A 20,992-nucleotide genomic window follows, 5' to 3' on the forward strand; every position below is an offset into this window, starting at 1 on the left:
TATACAGTCAATCGCCCGCATTAACTATGAAACTCAAACCAAAAAGCTCAAACTAAGCAACTCAATACGCTATGCTGCGGCACACAAGATAAGAGGTCACCATGTCTGAAGATATGCATTTAAAGATTCGTAATCTGACTAACGACGATTATGATCAAGTCAAAGTACTCATGGACGGAATTTACGACGACATCGGTGGCGCTTGGCCAGAACACACTATAAACAAGCTCATTGGTGACTTCCCAGAAGGACAAATTTGTCTTGAAGACCACGAAAAAATTGTCGGTATCGCGCTGTCTGTACAAGTGAGTTATCAGCGTTTCAGTAACCCGCACACGTATGACGATTTAATTGGTCGCAAAGAAACCATTTTGAATGACCGTACGGGCGATGCCATGTACGGCTTGGATGTGTTAATTCATCCAGAATATCGCGGATTTCGTCTTGGTCGACGCTTATATGAGGCTCGCAAAGAGCTTTGTCGCCAACATAACCTACGCGCTATTTTAGCCGGCGGCCGCATACCTAATTACCACAAACATTCAGACGAAATGTCGCCAGCGGTCTACTTGGAAGCGGTTCGTGAACGTAAAATTTACGACCCTATTTTGTCCTTCCAGCTGTCCAATGACTTCCAAGTGACGCGACTCTTAAAAAGCTACCTGCCTGAAGACGAAAAATCTGAAGGCTATGCCACGCTACTTGAATGGAAGAACATTTTTTACGAACCGGAAACAACGGTCATTGAATCCCGTAAAACACAAGTTCGTATCGGTGCAATACAGTGGCAAATGCGGGAAGTAGAAAGTGTCGATGAGATGTTAAAACAAGTCGAATACTTTGTGGATGCCGTCTCTGATTATAAGAGTGACTTTGCGGTTTTTCCTGAGTTTTTCAACGCGCCATTAATTGGCTTAAGCCCAGATCAAAGAAACCAAACGGAAGCGATTCGCTTTCTTGCTAGTTTCACAGAACGCTTTAAGACAGAAATGTCACAAATGGCCGTCAGCTACAACATCAACATTATTACCGGATCCATGCCATTAATGGAAGATGGAACCACTTACAACATAAGTTATTTATGTCGTCGTGATGGTACCGTTGAAGAACAGAAAAAAATCCATATCACACCGCACGAACGCCGTGACTGGGTTATTCAAGGTGGTAATGATCTGCGAGTCTTTGATACTGATGCAGGTCGTGTTGGTATTTTGATTTGTTACGATGTGGAATTTCCAGAACTGGGGCGCCTATTGGCAACGCAAGACATGGATATTTTGTTTGTGCCATTCTGGACAGACACCAAAAACGGCTATCTACGTGTGCGTAATTGCGCCCAAGCGCGTGCTATCGAAAATGAATGCTACTCCGTTATTTGTGGCAGCTGTGGCAACTTACCTCAAGTAGAAAACCTAGACATTCAATACTCACAAAGCGCGGTGTTTTCACCTTCGGATTTCTCTTATCCGCACGATGCAATCATGGCCGAAACCACACCAAACACAGAGATGATCATGTTTTCTGATTTGGATTTGGACAAATTAAAACGCACACGCAGTGAAGGCTCGGTAAATAACTTAAAAGATCGCCGTACCGACCTATACTCTATCAATTGGACGAGTGACATCATCACTAAATAATCTTTATAACATTTAGTGCCATCACTTAAACGACTAAAAAAAGCCCGCGAACAATGCGGGCTTTGACAATCAATAAGACTCTCCTATGGCTAAAGCAAAAACAGCGTTTGTATGCAATGAATGTGGTGCCGATTACGCCAAATGGCAAGGCCAATGCCAAGCCTGTAGCGCTTGGAACTCACTGTCAGAAATCCGTTTAACCTCAAGTAAGACTTCGGCGCGCGTATCGGCTAATCAAGACCCTCGTTATCAAGGGTATGCAGGCGCCATTACGGGAGTTCAGGATTTATCAGAGGTCGATCTTGGCGATGTTCCACGCTTTAGCTCAGGAGCCAGCGAGTTTGACCGTGTGTTAGGCGGCGGCTTAGTGCCCGGCGGTGTGGTATTAATTGGCGGACACCCAGGAGCGGGTAAAAGTACCTTGTTGCTGCAAACCATGTGCTGGCTTGCTCAACAGCAAGACGCTCTCTATGTCACAGGCGAAGAATCCTTACAGCAAGTCGCCATGCGTGCGCAACGTCTTGGCTTGCCGACGAAGAACTTGAAAATGCTTAGTGAAACCAATGTGGAAAGCATTTTAACCATTGCTCAACAAGTGAAACCACGCGTCATGGTGATTGACTCCATTCAGGTGATGCACTTGGATGGTGTAGAGTCCGCTCCTGGTAGTGTTTCACAAGTGAGAGAAAGCGCTGCCGTACTCACGCGTTTTGCTAAACAAACGCAAACGGCTGTACTGCTTGTTGGCCACGTCACCAAAGATGGATCGCTTGCTGGGCCGAAAGTCCTTGAACACATGGTGGATTGCTCCGTCTTACTCGAAGGCTCAGAAGACTCTCGTTTTCGTACACTACGAGGCATGAAAAACCGCTTCGGGGCAATTAATGAACTCGGCGTTTTTGCCATGTTAGAAAATGGCCTAAAAGAAGTTAAAAATCCTAGCTCTATTTTCTTAAATCGCAGCAGTCATCCGGCGGCAGGCAGTTTGGTTGTGGTTGTCTGGGAAGGAACTCGGCCATTATTAGTAGAATTACAGGCCCTTGTTGATGATTCTGCCCTTGGCAACCCTAGGCGTGTCACCGTTGGTTTTGACCACAATCGTCTGGCTATGTTACTCGCGGTATTACACAAGCATGGCGGCTTATTAACCTCTGACCAAGATGTGTATTTGAACGTCGTTGGTGGCGTAAAAGTACTGGAAACCAGCGCTGATTTAGCCGCTATTGCAGCGGTTGTTTCAAGTTTTCGAGATCAAGCATTGCCTCACGATTTGGTGGTCATGGGCGAAGTAGGGTTATCAGGAGAAATTCGTCCTGTTCCTTCTGGACAAGACCGTATCAGTGAAGCGGCGAAACATGGCTTTACTAAAGCCGTGGTACCCAAAGCTAATTGTCCGAAAAAGCCGATACCAGGCATGCAAGTGATTGGCGTGGAGCGTCTGTCTGAAGCATTAGACGCTATCTTTGATCGTTAATGTCGCATGTAAGATGCAAAAAGGTGAGCTCTTAATGAAAGGGCTCACTTGTTAACTCAAATACGTCTTGTGCTGCCTCTTGCTCAGATTCAACACCCTCCTCTTCCATGCCATAAGGTAAGGATTTAGAAGACGCTAATTCAAGACGTTCTTGCCGGGCTTTTAATAAACGTTGTCGACGCTGCCTACACAAATCCAACACCTGATGGCGATCTTCATTAGACAAAGAAAACCACTTAAAACGCTCATCACGGCTGCGTAAACAGCCTTTGCAAAATCCTTTGGCTGTACTTTCACAAACGCCACGACAAGGACTTTCAATGGCAAATAACTCTATTTGTTCCATAGTGCCCCCTCGTCCGGTTTCGTTAAATAAAGCCTATTCGGTCACTAATCTATAATCGTACATTTCTTCTGGTGATAAAAAATACACGCGATTGGCGGGTGCTGCCTGAATAGAAAACCAATAAAAACGTTCAGGAATGCCCATTTCAAGATAAAAATTAACATAAGCAGCGTGAATCGGATTCGATCTATTTAGCTTACTTGCGACCGTACCAATTGCGTTTGACCAAGCGTGTACGCCAACCCCCGCGCCTGCTCCTATGGTTCTTTTTACCCCTCCTAAGAATAGATCAACACCACCAGAAAGTACGTAACCAGTCGCAGCTATGTGGGTGTTTAAGCCAAAGCGTCGAATCAGCCGAGCGCCTTCCATCGTTGCTTGCTGATCATCGGTCCCTGGCACATCCACCAGCACAATATCCGTGACATTTGGGTGCTGACGAATCATGTCTTTTAACTTATCGGGTAAATCTGACTCTAACACGCCAGACAAATAAGCCGTGTTATTTTCTACATAAATGCTCAGACGATTATCACTATTAACCGGAGCCGTTTTTGGCTTTAAAGCCTGTCCTGAACAAGCGACTAAAAAGACTGAAAACAAAATAGATAACACTTTGAAAAGCCATACAACACTGTCTTTATTGTGATTCATAAAGCGTCCAAAATATGGGAAGGAACAAATCCAATGATACTCAGAGCCAAATAGTAAGAGGAACATATGTCTCTTGTAAGTTTCTGCCTCCTAAATAGCTTACTCATTACACTATGTTAGTTACAGTCCGCTGCATTTTAGTCGTACTGTTTATTAGGCATTTCGTTCAAAGCTAACGTAAACTTAGCATTCAATATCATGAATAATAAAACAAGGTAAAATCGTGGCCAACAATGATGAGATGGAATTTATTTCCATCGCACAAAGCGCTTTCAGCTATAAAAAACAAAAAGCGCGCATTTTCAATACCATCTCGATAATTGGTGCGCTTACCCATTTTGCTTTTATCTTCTTATTTCTCTACTTAGATCAATCAACTTTAGCTTGGTTTAATCTCTTCAGTGTGACCGCATGGCTTATTTCGCTTTGGTCGAATAAACACTCACGCTATGATGTTTCTTCAGCAATCATGTCGTTTGAAATTCTCGCTCATGCCATTTTAGCCACTATAACCTTAGGTTCTGCTTCCGGCTTCCAGTATTACCTTTGGCCCATGACGTTACTAGTGGTCGCAGTTCCCGCTCTATCCATCACACTATCTACTGTCATTGCCTCCATTAATATTATTGTATTTGGTTGGCTAACTATGTGCTTTGAAGCAAAGCAGCCTCAACTAGAGTCACTCTATCTTTTTCTCTATATCGCCAATTTGGCTATAGCCAGCATTCCTTTTATCAGCATGGCTGTCGTGTCACGCTATACCTATGAGAACCAGTATTTACAAATAGCGAAACTCGCTGAGAGGGATGAGCTTACCCAGCTATTTAATCGTCGTTTTGGCCTGCGCATGCTGCAATATTATTTTGATCTGTTAATCAAACGCAATAGACCGTTTTGTATCGCCATAGTCGATGTCGATAATTTCAAACAAATAAATGACAAACTAGGTCACAGTGTAGGGGATGAAGTGCTAATAAAAATATCTGACTACTTATCCAATGCCTTACGAGATACAGATATTTGTAGCCGCTGGGGAGGGGAAGAATTTCTTTTTATCATGCCCAATTCAGACATAGAGATGATAGAAAAACGCCTAGAAACAATGTGTGCAGAAATGCCTCAACAAATACACGTACCTAATTGGGAGCATCCCATTAGTTGCAGCTTTGGTCTTATTCAGGCTAAACACGAAGAACCACTCGAAGACGCTTTTAAACGGGCAGACCGTCTACTTTATCAAGCCAAACATAATGGCCGCTACCAAGTAGTAAGCGACCATTCGAAAAGCGTTTCTAGCGATTAAAAAAACAAGGAACTGAGATTGATTGCTTGAACTCAAGAACCTCAGCTCAAGCAATCAATCTCAAAAAACTAGAAGCTAGGAGCGAATAATACAAGAGTGAATAATTCAGTCCTAGTTTGTTAACTTACGAAGGAAAAGCAAAGCTCTTACCTTCACGAACACCCGCCGACGGCCAACGCTGAGTAATGGTTTTACGTTTCGTGTAAAAACGTACCGCATCAGGGCCATAAGCGTGTAGATCGCCAAACAATGAGCGCTTCCAACCACCAAAACTGTGGTAAGCAACGGGAACAGGCAGCGGCACATTAATACCCACCATACCGACTTCAATTTTATCTGAGAAATAACGCGCCGCTTCCCCATCACGAGTAAAGATACAGGTACCGTTTCCGTACTCATGATCATTGATCAACTGCATCGCTTCTTCCATGGTATCGACTCGTACCACTTGCAACACAGGTCCAAAAATTTCTTGTTGGTAAGAGTCCATTTCTTTGGTCACATTATCGATTAAGGTAGCGCCAACAAAGAAACCGTTTTCATAGCCTTTAATCACAGGGTTACGACCATCGACTACCACTGTGGCGCCTTGCGCTTCAGCACTGTCTATAAAACCAACCACCTTTTCTTTATGCTCTTTGGTAATCACCGGACCAAAATCATTGCTCTTATCGGAACATTCGCCCACTTTAAGCGACACCATGGCTTCTTTCATCTTGGCAATAAGCGTATCGCCTGCGTCTTGTCCCACTGCAACCGCAACAGAAAGCGCCATACAACGCTCGCCAGAAGAACCAAAAGCGGCGCCTAACAATTGATTAACCGTGTTGTCCATATCAGCATCTGGCATCACTATGGCATGATTTTTTGCCCCACCTAATGCCTGACAACGCTTACCATTGGCACTGGCTGTTGCATAAATGTATTCTGCAATCGGAGTAGACCCAACAAAACTAACGGCTTTCACATCCTTAGCTGTCAGCAAGGTATCAACCGCTACTTTGTCGCCATTAACAACGTTCATGACACCGGCAGGAAGGCCCGCTTCTTCCAATAATTCAGCCAGATAAAGAGCCGTACTTGGATCACGCTCTGATGGCTTAAGCACAAAGGTATTGCCACAGACAATCGCCATAGGGAACATCCATAAAGGCACCATCGCAGGGAAGTTAAACGGCGTAATACCCGCTACCACACCTAATGGCTGAAATTCACTCCATGAGTCAATATTCGGACCTGCGTTCTTCGAAAACTCACCTTTTAACAATTCTGGTGCGCCACAAGCGTATTCCACATTTTCGATACCACGCTGTAACTCACCAGCGGCATCATGGCAAATTTTGCCATGTTCATCACCGATCATAGCGACAATTTTATCCGCATTTTTTTCCAATAATTCTTTGTACTTAAACATAACCCGCGCGCGTTTCAATGGCGGAGTATCACGCCACACTGGATACGCAGCTTGTGCTGCGGCAATTGCTTCTTCAACCGTAGACTTAGAAGCAATAGCCACTTTTTTTGAGACCTCGCCTGTCGCAGGGTTAAATACGTCTTGAGTACGTGACGCTTCGATAGATGGCTGACCACCAATTAAATGTCCGATCGTTTTCATATGCGCTCCATGAAATTAATGTAAAGTCGTATTTAAGTGCCTCTGCTCTCTTTGCGACACACTTGATTGACATCACTATGCCAAGGAGCATAGATTAATAAAAGACAATTCTATTAACTTTTAGTTAAGTGTTTAGTTAACTAAATAATTCACTTTATTAACTAAAAAAGCCCTATCGAGAGAAAACAGCAATGAGCAAACAGTCATGAGCAAATTACAAGGCCAAGTAAGCGATGCCGATTTACGAATACTGAGGATTTTTAAAACGGTCGTCGAATGCGGAGGATTCTCTGCCGCTGAAGTTGACCTCAATATTAGCCGAGCAGCCATCAGTATTGCCATGTCAGACCTAGAAGTTCGCCTGGGGTTTCGCCTGTGCCAGCGCGGTCGATCTGGTTTTTCTCTGACTAACGAAGGCAGTCAAGTGTATGAGCATACGCTCCAATTACTGTCCTCTCTAGAAGACTTTCGCACCCATATCAACGCCCTTCATCAACATTTAAAAGGGGAATTAAACATTGGTATTACGGATAATCTCGTTACGCTCCCGCACACTCGCATTACCCAAGCCCTCGCGGCACTAAAAGACAAAGGGCCACAAGTGACAATCAATATTCGTATGATTCCGCCGAACGATGTAGAACGCGGCGTACTTGATGGACGTTTGCATGTTGGCATAGTCCCAGATCTTAAGATCCTCAGTGGCTTAGACTATCGCACTCTGTATGAAGAACGCTCATTGCTTTATTGCAGCGACACGCATCCGCTTTTTAATGAGCCGGAAAAAAACATCACCAAAGCCAAACTAAAAGATTTTGACGCCGTTTTACCCGCCTACGCCCAAACACCCGATACCAAAGCACAACACAACCCGTTAACCCCAACGGCGACAGCCACCGATCGCGAAGGTATTTCCTTCCTGATTTTAACGGGACGCTATATTGGTTTTTTACCCGACCATGTTGCCAATCTTTGGGTTAAAGAAGGTCGTATGCGGGCTATTTTGCCAAACGAATGCCATTACATTACGCAATTTTCAGCCATTACACGCAAAGGTGCACGGGCAAACCTCGTACTTGAGACGTTTTTAGAGCAACTTGATAAAACAAAATGAAATCATAAAGCGTGATTAGTAAGGGGTTTTAGTGCCTAAAATATGTCAAAATGCTACAAAAATGCTCTCTTGTATTTTTATTAACCTACTGATTAAAAAGAATTTAATCTTTATCATAACTATTTGTAACAAAAATAAGTACTAGATATCACCTTTGGATATATCTTTAATATGTAATTGAAAATGTATAGTTGTCCCGTAGAGATATAAAATAAAGTTATCTGAAATATTTACTTTGTACTTACGGAGCAATGAATGAACCGCTTTAAACGTCAAAAATGTGGCCTTGCCGTCACCTTGACTATGGCTCTTTTTCTCACCGCCTGTTCTTCTGATAAAGATGAAACAAGCGAAGTGAAGGAAATTATCCGACCTGTAAAACTGCTGACCATCGGCTCTACGGATGCTATTAACATTCGTCGTTTTCCTGCTGAGTTAAAAGCCAGCGAAGAAGCAGATCTAGCTTTTCGCGTCGGTGGGCAGCTTATGCAGCTCAATGTTGTCTCAGGACAACGGGTAAAAAAAGGCGAATTGCTCGCGGCTCTAGACCCTACAGATTACCAACTTCAGGTTGAATTGGCTCAAGCGAAACAAGATTTGGCTCAAGCACAATTTGATCGAATTCAAACCATGCTCAAACGCAACGCAACCAGTAAATCTCAATTTGACGAATCTCAAGCTACGCTAGCACAAGCCAATAACGCTCTTCAAAGCGCAAAAAATCAGCTTAAATACACGAAAGTATACGCACCGTTTAGCGGCGTTATTGCGTCGACTAAAACAGAAAATTATCAGTATGTAAGTGCCACTCAGCCCCTGATGCACATTCAAGACATCGATAATTTGGATGTAGAGTTCCAAGTACCTGAAAGCTTAGTGGTTAGCATCAAATCGACGAAAATTGATTATAAGCCCAATATTATTGTCGATGTTGCGCCTAATGAGGTGTTCCATGGCACTTATAAAGAACACAACACCATGCCAGATGATTCCACCATGGCCTACGATGTCACACTACACCTAATTCGTGATAATCAAAAACAACGCACCTTGCTGCCTGGAATGACGGCTAACGTCGACATGGATCTCAGCAAATTATTAGGCGTGACTAAACACATAGTTGTCCCTGTTGAAGCCGTTGTTCAAAAAGAAAACACACAAACCGGTGAAGCAGACAGCACGGTTTGGGTTTTCAATAAAGAAACAGGAACCGTGGCATCAAGAAAAGTCACGCTTGGTTCATTGCAAGGCACCATGATCGAAATAACCTCTGGCTTAAACGCAGGAGACCAAGTGGTTGCTGCGGGTGTAGACAGCTTAACCAGCTCAATGAAAGTTCGTCCTTGGACGCGTGAGCGAGGCTTATAAGTGAATATTGCAGCGTATTTTATTCAGAAAAAAGTGACCAGCTGGATGGTCACTTTTATTCTTTTGATTGGTGGCGCCATCGCGTTCACCAACCTCGGGCAATTAGAAGACCCTGAATTTACCATCAAAGATGCTTTGATCATCACTCAATACCCTGGTGCTTCACCAGAACAGGTTGAGGAAGAAGTTACCTACCCTATCGAGCAGGAATTACAGAACCTTTCTTATGTGGACAAAATAAAGTCCACCTCTAAAGCAGGCTATTCACAGATCACCCTAACCATTAAAGATCAGTATCGTGCAAAAGAACTGAAACAGATTTGGGATGAAGTTCGTAAGAAAGTGCGCGACATGTCTGGCACCTTTCCAACTGGGGTTGGCGCGCCTGCGGTACTTGATGATTACGGTGATGTTTATGGTGTGATGCTAGCCGTTCATGGCCAAGGTTACCCATACAAAGACCTAAAAAATTACATTGATTACGTGAAACGAGAACTTGTCTTAGTCGATGGTATTGCCAAAGTCACTGTGGCAGCCGAGCAAGACGAGCAAGTCACCATCGAAATCTCACGCTCAAAAATGGCCAATATGGGCATAGCGCCAAGCCAACTTAAAGCCTTGTTAGCAAACCAAAACGGGGTTTCAAACGCGGGCAAGGTGAAAGTAGGTAGCGAGTATATTCGCATTAACCCAACCGGCGAATTTAAAGACATCTCTGAACTAGAGAACTTGATTGTCGGCACGCCTATCAATGGCAAGCTTATTCGCTTAAAAGACATTGCGACCGTTAAACGCCAATATGTTGATCCTCAAAAACACATCGTCGATTTTAATGGTGCTAAATCTCTACTGCTTGGCATTTCCTTCTCTGCCAATGTTAACGTAGTAAAAGTAGGTGAAACGCTAGAAAAACGCATTGATGAATTGAAATACCAACAACCTGTTGGCATCAGCATGGACCCGATTTATTTTCAATCGAGAGAAGTAGAACGTTCGGTCTCGAACTTTTTGCTAAACCTCGTTGAAGCCGTCGGCATTGTTATTCTGGTACTGCTGGTTTTCATGGGCATTCGTTCAGGGATTCTCATAGGCCTTATATTACTACTGACGATTCTTGGCACCTTTATTGTCATGGATTACTTCAGTATTAACTTGCAGCGTATCTCTCTGGGAGGATTAATCATCGCCCTCGGCATGCTGGTGGATAACGCCATCGTAGTCACCGAAGGGATTTTGATTGGCCTCAAGCGAGGCATGACCAAAATCGACGCCGCCAGCGCGGTAGTAAAGCAAACAAAATGGCCATTACTTGGTGCCACCGTTATTGCGGTAACTGCCTTTGCACCGATAGGTTTATCACCAGATTCTGTGGGTGAATTTGTTGGTTCGCTGTTCTATGTATTGATGATTTCCTTGCTACTGAGCTGGATCACCGCGATCACCCTAACGCCGTTCTTTTGTGATTTATTCTTTAAGGAAAGCATTGCCGCAGGAACAGATAGCGCTGGAGAAGACCCATACAAAGGCTTTTTATTCTCTGGCTATAAATGGCTACTAGACAAAGCGATTCGCTTCCGCTGGATTACTGTCGCCTTATTACTAGTGTGTTTGTTTACCGCTGGCTGGGCATTCCAATTTGTAAAACAATCGTTCTTCCCGCCATCATCAACGCCTATGTTTTACATGAGTGTACAGATGCCAGAAGGCACGCATATTGAAGACACCTATAAAACCGTCCGAAATATCGAGTCAGAACTGCTAAAAGACAAGCGTATTGAGTACGTCACTTCGACAACAGGTCAAGGCGTATTGCGCTTCATGCTGACCTATAACGGAGAACAGACCAACTCAAGTTACGCACAGTTCATTGTTCGTACTAAGAACAAAGAAGACATACCTGTGCTGCTAAAAGATCTCTACTACAAGATGAAGAAAGAGCATCCGGGGCTGGAAGTAAAACTGGAACGCTTACAATTAGGACCAGCAACAGGGGCTAAAATTGAAGCACGTATCAGTGGTCCAGATCCGAAACTGTTACGTCAATACAGTGCTCAAATCCAAGAAATTTACCGCAAAGACGGTGGCCTAGAAAGTATCAAAGACGATTGGCGCCAACCGGTTAAAGTACTTCGTCCGCTGTTTAACGACGCTCAAGCTCGACGCTTAGGCATCAGTAAAACAGATTTAGACGATGTATTATTAACCAACTTTAGTGGTTCTAAAATCGGCTTGTACCGCGAAGGCACAGACTTGTTACCTATCATACAGCGAGCGCCACCAAGCGAACGGGTATCGATTGATCAAATCCGTGACTTACAAATCTACAGCCCAGCATCTGGCTCCTATGTGACGCTCTCGACCTTGGTCTCTGGCTTTGAAACCGTATGGGAAAATCCCATTATCAAACGTCGCGATCGTAAGCGTACTATTACTGTCATGGCAGATCCGAATATTCTTGGCAATGAAACGGCCATGGCCGTATTTAGCCGCGTGCGTGGTCCAATTGAGGCGATCAAACTGCCTCCTGGCTATGCGCTAGATTGGGGCGGTGAATACGAAAGCAGTACCGATGCACAAGCAAATATATTCAAGGCATTGCCAATGGGCTACTTGTTTATGTTTATCATCACTGTGCTGCTGTTTAACTCGATTCGTGTACCGTTAACCATTTGGTTCTGTGTCCCACTTGCACTCATCGGGGTGTCGACAGGCTTATTAGCGATGAACGCAGCTTTTGGCTTTATGGCACTCCTTGGGTTCTTAAGTTTGTCTGGTATGGTGGTCAAAAACGGCATTGTGTTGGCCGACCAAATCAACTTCGAAAGAGACCAGGGCACAGAGATGTACGAAGCTATTTTCATATCTTCTGTGAGTCGTGTAAGGCCCGTTTGTATGGCGGCGATTACCACCATATTAGGGATGATCCCGCTACTTTATGATGCTTTCTTTGAAGGCATGGCTGTCGTGATTTCATTTGGCTTGGGCTTCGCGACAATCCTCACTTTAATCGCGGTTCCTGTGTTCTACGCTATTTTATTCCGTGTAAAATATCGTCCACGCTCAGAGTTTGAATCTTCAAGCAATGACGCCTCAAACGCCGAACAATAGAGCGTAGTTTTAAAGTGTGGATAATGGTAACTCACCTTATCCACACTTCGTTTTACCTCAGATTGAGAGCATTATGCAGTTAAATGACGTTTTAAAACTCGACATTAAAATTCTGGTCGCCTTTGTCACTATCATGGAAGAAGGCAGTGTTTCGCGTGCCGCTGATCGCCTTGGCGTCACACAACCAGCACTGAGCAAAAGTTTACAAAAGCTTCGAGACTTGTTTAAAGACGCTCTTTTTACTCGCCAAGCCTACGGTTTAAGCCCTACCGCCAAGGCCACAGAGTTAAATGACCTGATACTGCCTATTTTAAGTTCTTTATCTGAACTGATGACACCAAGTGTGTTGGATCTAAAAAGTCTAACGCGCCGCTTTCGGTTACGCGTTGATGAAGGTGATTTAGAAAACTTTATTGAGCCGTTGTTAGCCGCGTTACACTATGATGCACCGGGAATACGTTTATCGACCAGTGGCTGGGGGGAAGGTTCTCAGTTCGACGATTTAATGTCAGGTCACGCCGATATCGGCATTATGCGCATTAAGGGAACACCGGGAAATATTCGCAGTAAATTAATTGGTTATATGGAAGCCTGTATTGTCTTAAGCGAAGCGCATCCATTGTTCCATCAAGATGAAATTTCTCTTGAAGAATTACTGGCTCACAAAACCGTCACGCATCACTTACGCAACCATCAAGAATCGACCTTCCAAAACACCGCCAACAAATTAAAACTACAAGGTTACGACATAGAACCTTCGTTAGAAACAGACAGCCTCATGGTGACAATGCAAGCGATAAAGCGCGGCATGGCACTGGTTGCCTCACGATCAATAGGCGAGTTATTCACCGATGTAATGTGCGAGAAGAAAAACTTCTACCCGATAAAAGTGCTGCCCATCCCTAAAGAAGTGATTGAGGCTGATGAATACAAGGGTCGTCATCCCATTCATATTTTTTGGCATGAACGCTCTAATAACGACCTTGCTCATCGCTGGTTACGAGAAAAAATCATTCACTTTATGCGAGAATCTCCTTGGATGCATACGCCTGAATAAAGCCATGCACACCTTGAGCAATATTGGTGGGCGATTATTTCTCAGCTCTTACCCATTCGAAACGCGGAATGCTTTCGCCACCAATAACAACGCTTTCTTTGAACATCTCTAATGGTCGCGCCCACCAGCCAAATTCACCGTATAACGCCTGATAAACAACCAGCTTCTCTTCTGTTTCACTGTGCTTAACCACACGCTCAACCCAATACTCTGCGCCTTTATAATGTCGATAGATTCCAGACTTCATTCTTTATCCTTTTATTAAAAATCGACCTATTTTATCCATTAATTAGAACATTAGGTCGCTATTTGAAAAGTTTACATCTACTTAAGCGTGCAGACTTGAGGAATAATACCCTCTATTCTGTAATCTAAGTGAACGATCGTACTTTACGTATCGATAGGGCAAGGTTCTTTTATGTATCTCGTGCGACCAGTGGATTTTGGTGACCTTCCAGCTTTAGAGCGATTAGCTCAAGAAGCCGGCATTGGCATGACAAATTTTCCCGCCAACCGTGAACGACTCAATGACAAAATAGCGTCATCACGCCGTTCATTGCAAACTGATGTTGTGCAGCCAGGCGATGAATCCTACTTATTTGTACTGATAGATGCCAGCACTAACCATATTGTTGGAACCTGTGGTTTAGAAGCCATGGTAGGAACAGATACTCCTTTTTACAGCTATCGCATTGATGAGGTGGTTCACGCATCGCCTCAACTGCAAATCCACAATCGTATTTCGGCCCTATTTTTGTGTCACGATTACAGCGGCACCAGTCGCCTGATGTCTCTTGTGGTGGATAAAGCACACCAGAATCCGACCGCGTTGGCCTTACTGTCACGGGCGCGCTTGCTGTTTATTGCACGCCACCCAGAACGCTTTACCAAACGCTTGTTCGTCGAGCTTCGTGGCGAAAGCGATCGCCATGGTTACTCACCTTTTTGGGATGCATTAGGCAAACACTTTTTCACCATGGATTTCAAAAAAGCAGACTATCTTTCAGGTGTTAGTAACAAGCACTTTATTGCTGACTTGATGCCACGCTATCCGATTTATGTTCCAACCTTGCCTGAAGCCGCACAAGACGTCATTGGCGTTTTGCATGAAGATTCAGAAAAGAGCACCGACATATTGCTCGATGAAGGCTTTGAATTCCGTGGTTATGTGGATATTTTTGATGCTGGTCCAACACTGGAAGCACGCGCCGAAAATTTAACCACCATTAGCCAACAACGCATTGGTAAAGCACTGATTCAACCAGACGCTTTACAGGGCAAAATGCACCTTATCTCGGCCGGCCACTTAGAAGACTTTCGAGTGATCGCCGCCAAAGCTGAACCGCAAGTAGCGGGATTAGCAATAGAAACAAACACTCAAGAACGTCTTCAGATTTCATCTGGCAGCCGCATTCAATGGGTTTTACTTTAGCAGTGCCTTAAGTGGTATGAATATATTTAAAAGAGGATTTTTATCATGATGGTCATTCGCCCTATTCGCCAAGAGGATCTTGCCTCTCTGTATCGACTTGCGGAAAAAACTGGGGTGGGCTTTACCTCTTTGGTCGCCGACGAAACAATTTTGCAACGTAAAATAGACGCGGCAACACGCTCTTTCGCAAAAGAAAGTGTCGAAAAGCCAGGAGATGAAGACTATCTTATGGTGCTAGAAGACACAGAAACCGGCGACATCGTTGGCACCACTGGGCTGCTTGCGGCCGTGGGCCTAGAAGAGCCATTCTACAGCTACCACCTTGGTACTATCACCCACTCTTCTCGAGAGCTTGGTGTGCATAACATGATGCCGACCTTGGTATTAAACAATGACTACACAGGTTGCAGTGAAGTGTGTTCTCTATTTTTAGAAGAAGGGTACCGCCATTCTAAAAACGGCCAACTCCTCTCAAAATCACGCTTTATGTTCTTGGCGCAATTTCCTGAACGTTTTACCGACAAAATTTTTGCCGAAATGCGAGGGGTTAGTGACGAAAATGGCATCTCTCCATTATGGGAAGGTCTAGGTCGTCACTTCTTCTCCATCGACTTTGATCGAGCGGATGAATTGACCAGCCTAGGCAGTAAGCAATTTATTGCAGAATTGATGCCGAACAACCCGGTTTATGTAAATTTGCTGCCTAAAGAAGCCAGAGAAGTACTGGGTCACGTGCATAAAAGCACCGTACCTGCGCGCCGATTACTCGAACAAGAAGGCTTTCGCTACGAAAATTACGTCGATATTTTTGACGGCGGCCCAACCATAGAAGCGCGCGTGCAAGACATTCGTGCCGTGCGCAATAGCCGCTTATGTTTAGCCACCATCGGTGAGCCTAAAGGCGCTGGTGAAGGCGTGCATTACCTTGTTTCCAACACCAAGGTAAAAGACTACCGCTGCATCTTGATCCAACGCTCAACGCCACCGGGCAGCACAATGACACTAACCCAAGAAGAAGCGATGCACCTAGCCATCACGAATAAAGAGCCCGTCTGCGTGGTTGAGCTATCGCCCCATTCAAGCCGATAAACTGCCCGTGCTAAAGGCTCACTCGCCTTTAGCACGCATTCTCTAGTCAATTTAAGTACGTAACGACAACTCATCATTTACTTACTAGGAGCCACCATGAAACAAGCTCATTACATCAACGGCCAATGGATTCAAGGCGAAGGCAAACTGTCTCGCTCTATCGACCCTGCTGATGCCAGCCTCGTTTGGGAAGCCAATAGCGCCAGCGAAAGCCAAGTAGATCAAGCCATCAAAGCGGCACGCAATGCCTTTCCTAGCTGGGCCAATCGCCCGTTAGCAGAACGCATTACTATTATTGAAGCCTTTGCGGCGCTGGTAAAAGAAAACAGCGAAGCCATTGCCACCGTGATCAGCCGCGAAACAGGCAAACCTATTTGGGAAACCCGCACGGAAGCCGCTGCTATGGTTGGCAAGGTCGCGATTTCTCAAAAAGCCTACGACGAACGCACCGGCGAAAAAAGTTCACCTATGCCAGGCGCTACAGCACGCTTACGCCATCGTCCACATGGTGTTGTCGCGGTATTTGGGCCTTATAACTTCCCAGGCCATTTACCAAACGGTCATATCGTACCCGCGCTTATTGCAGGCAATACCGTGGTCTTTAAGCCGAGCGAACAAGCACCTGCTACGTCTGACTTGGTCATTCAATTATGGGAACAAGCAGGCCTTCCAGCCGGTGTTCTTAACATGGTTCAAGGTGAACGCGACACCGGCGTAGCCTTAGCGAATCATCAAGGCATAGATGGGCTATTCTTTACCGGCAGCCCACAAGTAGGCCATATCTTACACAAAGACTTTGCTGGCCATCCGGGTAAAATCCTCGCCTTAGAAATGGGCGGAAACAACCCATTATTGGTCTCCGATAAAATCGCCGATCAGCGCGCGGCGGTACACGAAATCATCCAATCTGCTTTCATTTCCGCGGGACAACGCTGTACTTGCGCACGCCGTTTGCTATTGCCAAAGGGCACCGTTGGCGATGCGATTTTAGAAAAGCTGATTACTGTGACTAAAGCCCTTCGTATCGACCGATTCGATGCAGAAGACGCGCCATTTATGGGCCCAATTGTCTCTGCTCAAGCAGCAGATGGTTTACTACAGGCTTACAACAAGTTAGTCGGATTAGGCGCGAAACCATTGCTCAGCATGACCCGTGGCGATGCCAACACTGGCTTCGTGACACCGGGTATTATTGATGCGACCGACATGCTTGACGCATTGCCTGACCAAGAATACTTCGGCCCATTGCTTACCGTCGTTCGTTACGATTCCCTAGACCAAGCCATGCAAATCGCCAATAACACAAGCTTCGGCTTATCGGCTGGCATCTTGTCGGATGATAAAAGCGAGTATGAATGGTTCTTACAGCACAGCCGTGCGGGCATTATCAACTGGAATCGTCAAACAACAGGGGCTTCTAGTGCCGCTCCATTTGGCGGAACTGGCGCCAGTGGCAACCATAGAGCAAGTGCTTACTACGCCGCAGACTACTGTGCTTACCCAGTGGCAAGCATCGAAGCGGACAGCCTATGTATGCCAGAAAAGTTAGGCCCAGGCTTAACCCTGTAAACGATCAATAAACCAGCGGCCTTATTAAATCGCGCTCTATTAACAAAGAGCGCGACAGCAGCGCTTAGCAATAAGATAACCATACAGAATTCAGAACATCGAGGTAAAATGATGAACAATGCGACAGAAGCCAATTTTGATGGCTTAGTGGGACCGACCCATAACTACAGCGGCCTTTCTTTTGGTAATGTCGCCTCATTAAACAATTCAGCGCGCTCATCGAATCCAAAAGCCGCCGCGAAACAAGGCTTAGTCAAAATGAAAGCCCTAGCGGATTTAGGCTTTGTACAAGGCGTATTAGCACCACACGAGCGACCACATATTCCAACACTTCGTCGTCTTGGCTTTTCTGGGTCTGATGCAGAAATTCTAGCGCAAGCAGCAAAAGAAGCGCCAAAACTATTGGCTGCGGTGAGCTCGGCGTCTTGTATGTGGACCGCCAATGCCGCAACTGTATCGCCAAGTGGCGATACCAACGATGGTCGAGTGCATTTTACGCCCGCCAATCTTGTGAACAAGTTTCATCGTTCTATTGAACACGAAACCACTGGCGCGATCTTAAGCGCCACGTTTAACGATGAAAAACACTTTGCTCATCACAAAGCTTTGCCCAGTGTTGATCATTTTGGGGACGAAGGCGCAGCAAACCACACTCGTTTTTGCGATCAATACAATGAACAAGGCATCGAGTTTTTCGTATACGGCATGTCGGCATTTAATACCGCCGCACCGCGCCCTCAAAAATTCCCCGCTCGTCACACCTTGGAAGCGTCACAAGCCGTCGCTCGTAGCCATGGCTTAACCCCTTCTCAAGCGGTTTACGCACAGCAAAATCCTAATGTGATCGACGCCGGTGTATTCCACAACGACGTCATCGCCGTTGGCAATCGTAATGCGCACTTCTATCATCAAGAAGCCTTCCTCGACACAGCCAAAATGAAGCAAGACTTACTGGCTGCATGGGGCGACCGCACATCACAATTTCATCTAATTGAAGTGCCAACAGAAGCCGTTTCTGTACAAGATTGCATTCAGTCTTACCTGTTTAACAGCCAGCTGCTAAGCCGTGGCGACAACGACATGGTCTTAGTTGTACCAGGAGAATGCGAGAATAATAAAGCAGTATGGGCGTATTTGAACAGCCTAATAGCAGGCAACTCACCCATCAATGAAATCAAGGTATTCGACCTAAAGCAAAGCATGAGCAACGGCGGCGGCCCAGCGTGCCTGCGCCTTCGCGTCGCGCTAACACAAGCAGAACAAGCCGCACTCAACCCAGCCACACTGATGAATGACACACTATTTCATCGTTTAAATACCTGGGTAGATGCACACTACCGCGACACCCTCAGCGAAGCCGACCTCGCCGACCCACAACTGCTCATCGAAAGCCGCACCGCACTCGACGAACTCACCAACATCCTCAACCTTGGCTCCGTCTACGAATTCCAAAAGTAAATAAAACCGAACCAAATTTACTGACCTCAACCTACCCCTTGTGGGGTAGCCCTTGTGCACTGGAATACCTAGAAAAGAGCTGCCAGTAACTGAAAAATTGATGTTTTGGTCTTTGTCTTTGTAGGTTAGCCTTTAGGCTAATAACTCATGAATTGATGAAACCAATCATCGGTTAAAGTCGAAACAACAGGTGATGTTTTGGTCTTGGTCTTGGGTTTTGTAGGTTAGCCTTTAGGCTAATAACTGGAGATTGTTTGAACCCAATCATCGGTTAAAGTCCAAATGACAGGCGATGTTTTGGTCTTGGTCTTGGGTCTTGGGTCTTGGGTCTTGGGTCTTGGGTCTTGGGTCTTGGGTCTTGGGTCTTGGGTCTTGGGTCTTGGGTCTTGGGTCTTGGGTCTTGGGTCTTGGGTCTTGGGTCTTGGGTCTTGTAGGTTAGCCTTTAGGCTAATAACTCATGAATTGATGAAACCAATCATCGGTTAAAGTCCAAATGACAGGTGATGTTTTGGTGGTTGGAAAATCACTTTAATCACAGGTGTCTCGTCTGTTTGGCTTTATTAGCACAGTGGTCATTGGCCCCTCTTTTTTTTCAAGGTAAGCAGACCTACAAATGATAGGTCAAGGTCAAGTTCAAGTTCTAGATCCAGTGCATAACCCCCTCCAACTCCCCCTTGAAGTTAAGGGGGAGCTAGGTCAAGGGCGTCGAGATTCTCACAGGTGTCTCGTCTGTTTGGCTTTATTAGCACAGTGGTCATTGGCCGCGGTTTTTCAAGGTAAACAAAAACACAAGGTCAGAGCAAGTTTACTTGATCACATATTTTCTAGCTTTTAATCTGTAAATATAACAATAAAGTTAGCCATATAGCTAACTTACCAACTATTTGCTACAATGTTAGCCATATAGCTAACTTATAATTAATGGGTGCATTATGGCTAGCAGAGAGCAAATAGGAAAATCTATTAAAGAGAAAAGGAAATCGCTTCAACTTACTCAAAATGACGTGTCTAAAAAAACTTGTGTTCATAAAACAACCATATCTGAAATTGAAAATGGTCGTTTCACAGGATCATTTGACATACTTGAGAGAGTTATTGACGCCATTGGTCTCCAATTTATAGTGGCTGAAAAAGATCATAAATTGCCAAAATGGAACGAAATAGATGCTCTTTTTTCTGAGGATGACCAATAATGAGCTTGCTTGAAACGTTACCAAAGAGTATCAATTCTATTGAAGTGTTTGTTGCCGACTGTAACGTAGGCCTATTAACTCATGGGACTAGACACCACTTCCAACCTATACAAACAGCCCAGAATATTTCTCTTACCATGACTCAGCAGGGTTTAGATGGATTTTATTCTGGCTCTCTTCATCCCATTTTTACACAGAACCTTCCTGAGGGCTTCAACCGCCATTACATCGCAGAAAAGCTCGCTCGTTATGCAAAAGTTAATGACATGTACCTTTTAGCACTTCAAGCCAATCATGGAATTGGTATGTTAACTTATCAAAGTAAATTGAATTTGCCTGAGCCTGAAGCTGTGTCGTTACCGGATATTTTAAATTATAGTGGCTCTGATGCTCTATTTCCCCAGCTACTAGAAAAATACTATTTACGGAATGCTTTAGCAGGAGTTCAGCCGTAAGCGTCGGTTAAACCCCACATAGTAATTCCTTCCAAAAACCATAAAGTCTTTTGTTTTCTCAACAGGAACATAAGGCTTATGTTTACATCCTCCTCTCAGCACCATGTCACTTTGATC

17 protein-coding genes are annotated in these 20,992 nt (G+C 44.9%); 13 read left to right on the forward strand and 4 right to left on the reverse strand.

From position 1 onward, the window contains the following. The first annotated feature begins 101 nt into the window (after positions 1-101). Positions 102-1,640 (forward strand): bifunctional GNAT family N-acetyltransferase/carbon-nitrogen hydrolase family protein, encoded by a 1,539-nt coding sequence (locus E0D70_RS15995; protein WP_133013272.1) that lies wholly within the window; start codon positions 102-104, stop codon positions 1,638-1,640. Positions 1,641-1,725: 85 nt separating this feature from the next. Beyond that, positions 1,726-3,114 (forward strand): DNA repair protein RadA, encoded by a 1,389-nt coding sequence (gene radA, locus E0D70_RS16000; protein WP_133013273.1) that lies wholly within the window; start codon positions 1,726-1,728, stop codon positions 3,112-3,114. Between the two features lie 31 nt (positions 3,115-3,145). Here the strand turns inward: radA and E0D70_RS16005 are convergent, their stop codons facing one another. Beyond that, positions 3,146-3,460 carry a DUF1289 domain-containing protein gene (locus E0D70_RS16005; RefSeq protein ID WP_133013274.1) on the reverse strand — a complete coding sequence of 105 codons (315 nt, stop codon included), beginning with the start codon at positions 3,458-3,460 and terminating at the stop codon, positions 3,146-3,148. A 33-nt stretch (positions 3,461-3,493) separates the two neighbouring features. Next, a complete protein-coding gene (locus E0D70_RS16010) occupies positions 3,494-4,114 on the reverse strand; it encodes a COG3904 family protein (RefSeq protein ID WP_133013275.1) in 621 nt (206 codons plus the stop codon). Positions 4,115-4,337: 223 nt separating this feature from the next. On the opposite strand from E0D70_RS16010, the gene E0D70_RS16015 reads away from it, so the two are divergent. Then, positions 4,338-5,417, forward strand: coding sequence for a GGDEF domain-containing protein (locus E0D70_RS16015; RefSeq protein ID WP_133013276.1), 1,080 nt, complete (start codon positions 4,338-4,340; stop codon positions 5,415-5,417). A 124-nt stretch (positions 5,418-5,541) separates the two neighbouring features. Here the strand turns inward: E0D70_RS16015 and E0D70_RS16020 are convergent, their stop codons facing one another. Next, positions 5,542-7,032, reverse strand: coding sequence for a CoA-acylating methylmalonate-semialdehyde dehydrogenase (locus tag E0D70_RS16020; protein WP_133013277.1), 1,491 nt, complete (start codon positions 7,030-7,032; stop codon positions 5,542-5,544). Between the two features lie 205 nt (positions 7,033-7,237). On the opposite strand from E0D70_RS16020, the gene E0D70_RS16025 reads away from it, so the two are divergent. The 4 genes from E0D70_RS16025 (at position 7,238) to E0D70_RS16040 (ending at position 13,679) form a co-directional block, all read left to right on the forward strand. Further along, entirely contained in the window at positions 7,238-8,146 is a 909-nt protein-coding gene (locus E0D70_RS16025) for a LysR family transcriptional regulator (RefSeq protein ID WP_133013278.1), read from the forward strand. Positions 8,147-8,401: 255 nt separating this feature from the next. Continuing rightward, positions 8,402-9,514 carry an efflux RND transporter periplasmic adaptor subunit gene (locus tag E0D70_RS16030; protein WP_133013279.1) on the forward strand — a complete coding sequence of 371 codons (1,113 nt, stop codon included), beginning with the start codon at positions 8,402-8,404 and terminating at the stop codon, positions 9,512-9,514. Then, a complete protein-coding gene (locus E0D70_RS16035; protein WP_133013280.1) occupies positions 9,515-12,622 on the forward strand; it encodes an efflux RND transporter permease subunit in 3,108 nt (1,035 codons plus the stop codon). Positions 12,623-12,695: 73 nt separating this feature from the next. Then, complete coding sequence (locus E0D70_RS16040; protein WP_133013281.1) at positions 12,696-13,679, forward strand: LysR family transcriptional regulator; 984 nt, start codon at positions 12,696-12,698, stop codon at positions 13,677-13,679. A 34-nt stretch (positions 13,680-13,713) separates the two neighbouring features. On the opposite strand, the gene E0D70_RS16045 is transcribed toward E0D70_RS16040, so the two are convergent. Further along, complete coding sequence (locus E0D70_RS16045; protein ID WP_133013282.1) at positions 13,714-13,926, reverse strand: DUF1653 domain-containing protein; 213 nt, start codon at positions 13,924-13,926, stop codon at positions 13,714-13,716. Between the two features lie 171 nt (positions 13,927-14,097). Between E0D70_RS16045 and E0D70_RS16050 the strand changes: the two genes are divergently transcribed. The 6 genes from E0D70_RS16050 to E0D70_RS16080 all read left to right on the forward strand — a co-directional run bounded on the left by E0D70_RS16050 (position 14,098) and on the right by E0D70_RS16080 (position 20,875). Then, positions 14,098-15,111, forward strand: coding sequence for an arginine N-succinyltransferase (locus tag E0D70_RS16050; RefSeq protein ID WP_133013283.1), 1,014 nt, complete (start codon positions 14,098-14,100; stop codon positions 15,109-15,111). Between the two features lie 45 nt (positions 15,112-15,156). Further along, the gene (gene astA / locus E0D70_RS16055; protein ID WP_133013284.1) at positions 15,157-16,200 is read left to right on the forward strand and encodes an arginine N-succinyltransferase; all 1,044 of its coding nucleotides are present in this window, start codon (positions 15,157-15,159) and stop codon (positions 16,198-16,200) included. Between the two features lie 96 nt (positions 16,201-16,296). Next, on the forward strand, positions 16,297-17,769 hold the full coding sequence (gene astD, locus E0D70_RS16060; protein WP_133013285.1) for a succinylglutamate-semialdehyde dehydrogenase: 1,473 nt from the start codon (positions 16,297-16,299) through the stop codon (positions 17,767-17,769). Between the two features lie 111 nt (positions 17,770-17,880). Then, positions 17,881-19,227, forward strand: coding sequence for an N-succinylarginine dihydrolase (astB, locus tag E0D70_RS16065; RefSeq protein ID WP_133013291.1), 1,347 nt, complete (start codon positions 17,881-17,883; stop codon positions 19,225-19,227). Positions 19,228-20,159: 932 nt separating this feature from the next. Beyond that, complete coding sequence (locus E0D70_RS16075; RefSeq protein WP_133013286.1) at positions 20,160-20,420, forward strand: helix-turn-helix domain-containing protein; 261 nt, start codon at positions 20,160-20,162, stop codon at positions 20,418-20,420. After that, complete coding sequence (locus E0D70_RS16080; RefSeq protein ID WP_133013287.1) at positions 20,420-20,875, forward strand: HipA N-terminal domain-containing protein; 456 nt, start codon at positions 20,420-20,422, stop codon at positions 20,873-20,875. Before E0D70_RS16075 ends, E0D70_RS16080 begins: the two co-directional genes overlap by 1 nt. Positions 20,876-20,992 lie beyond the last annotated feature (117 nt).

Source organism: Marinomonas flavescens, assembly GCF_004352835.1.
GTDB lineage: Bacteria > Pseudomonadota > Gammaproteobacteria > Pseudomonadales > Marinomonadaceae > Marinomonas > Marinomonas flavescens.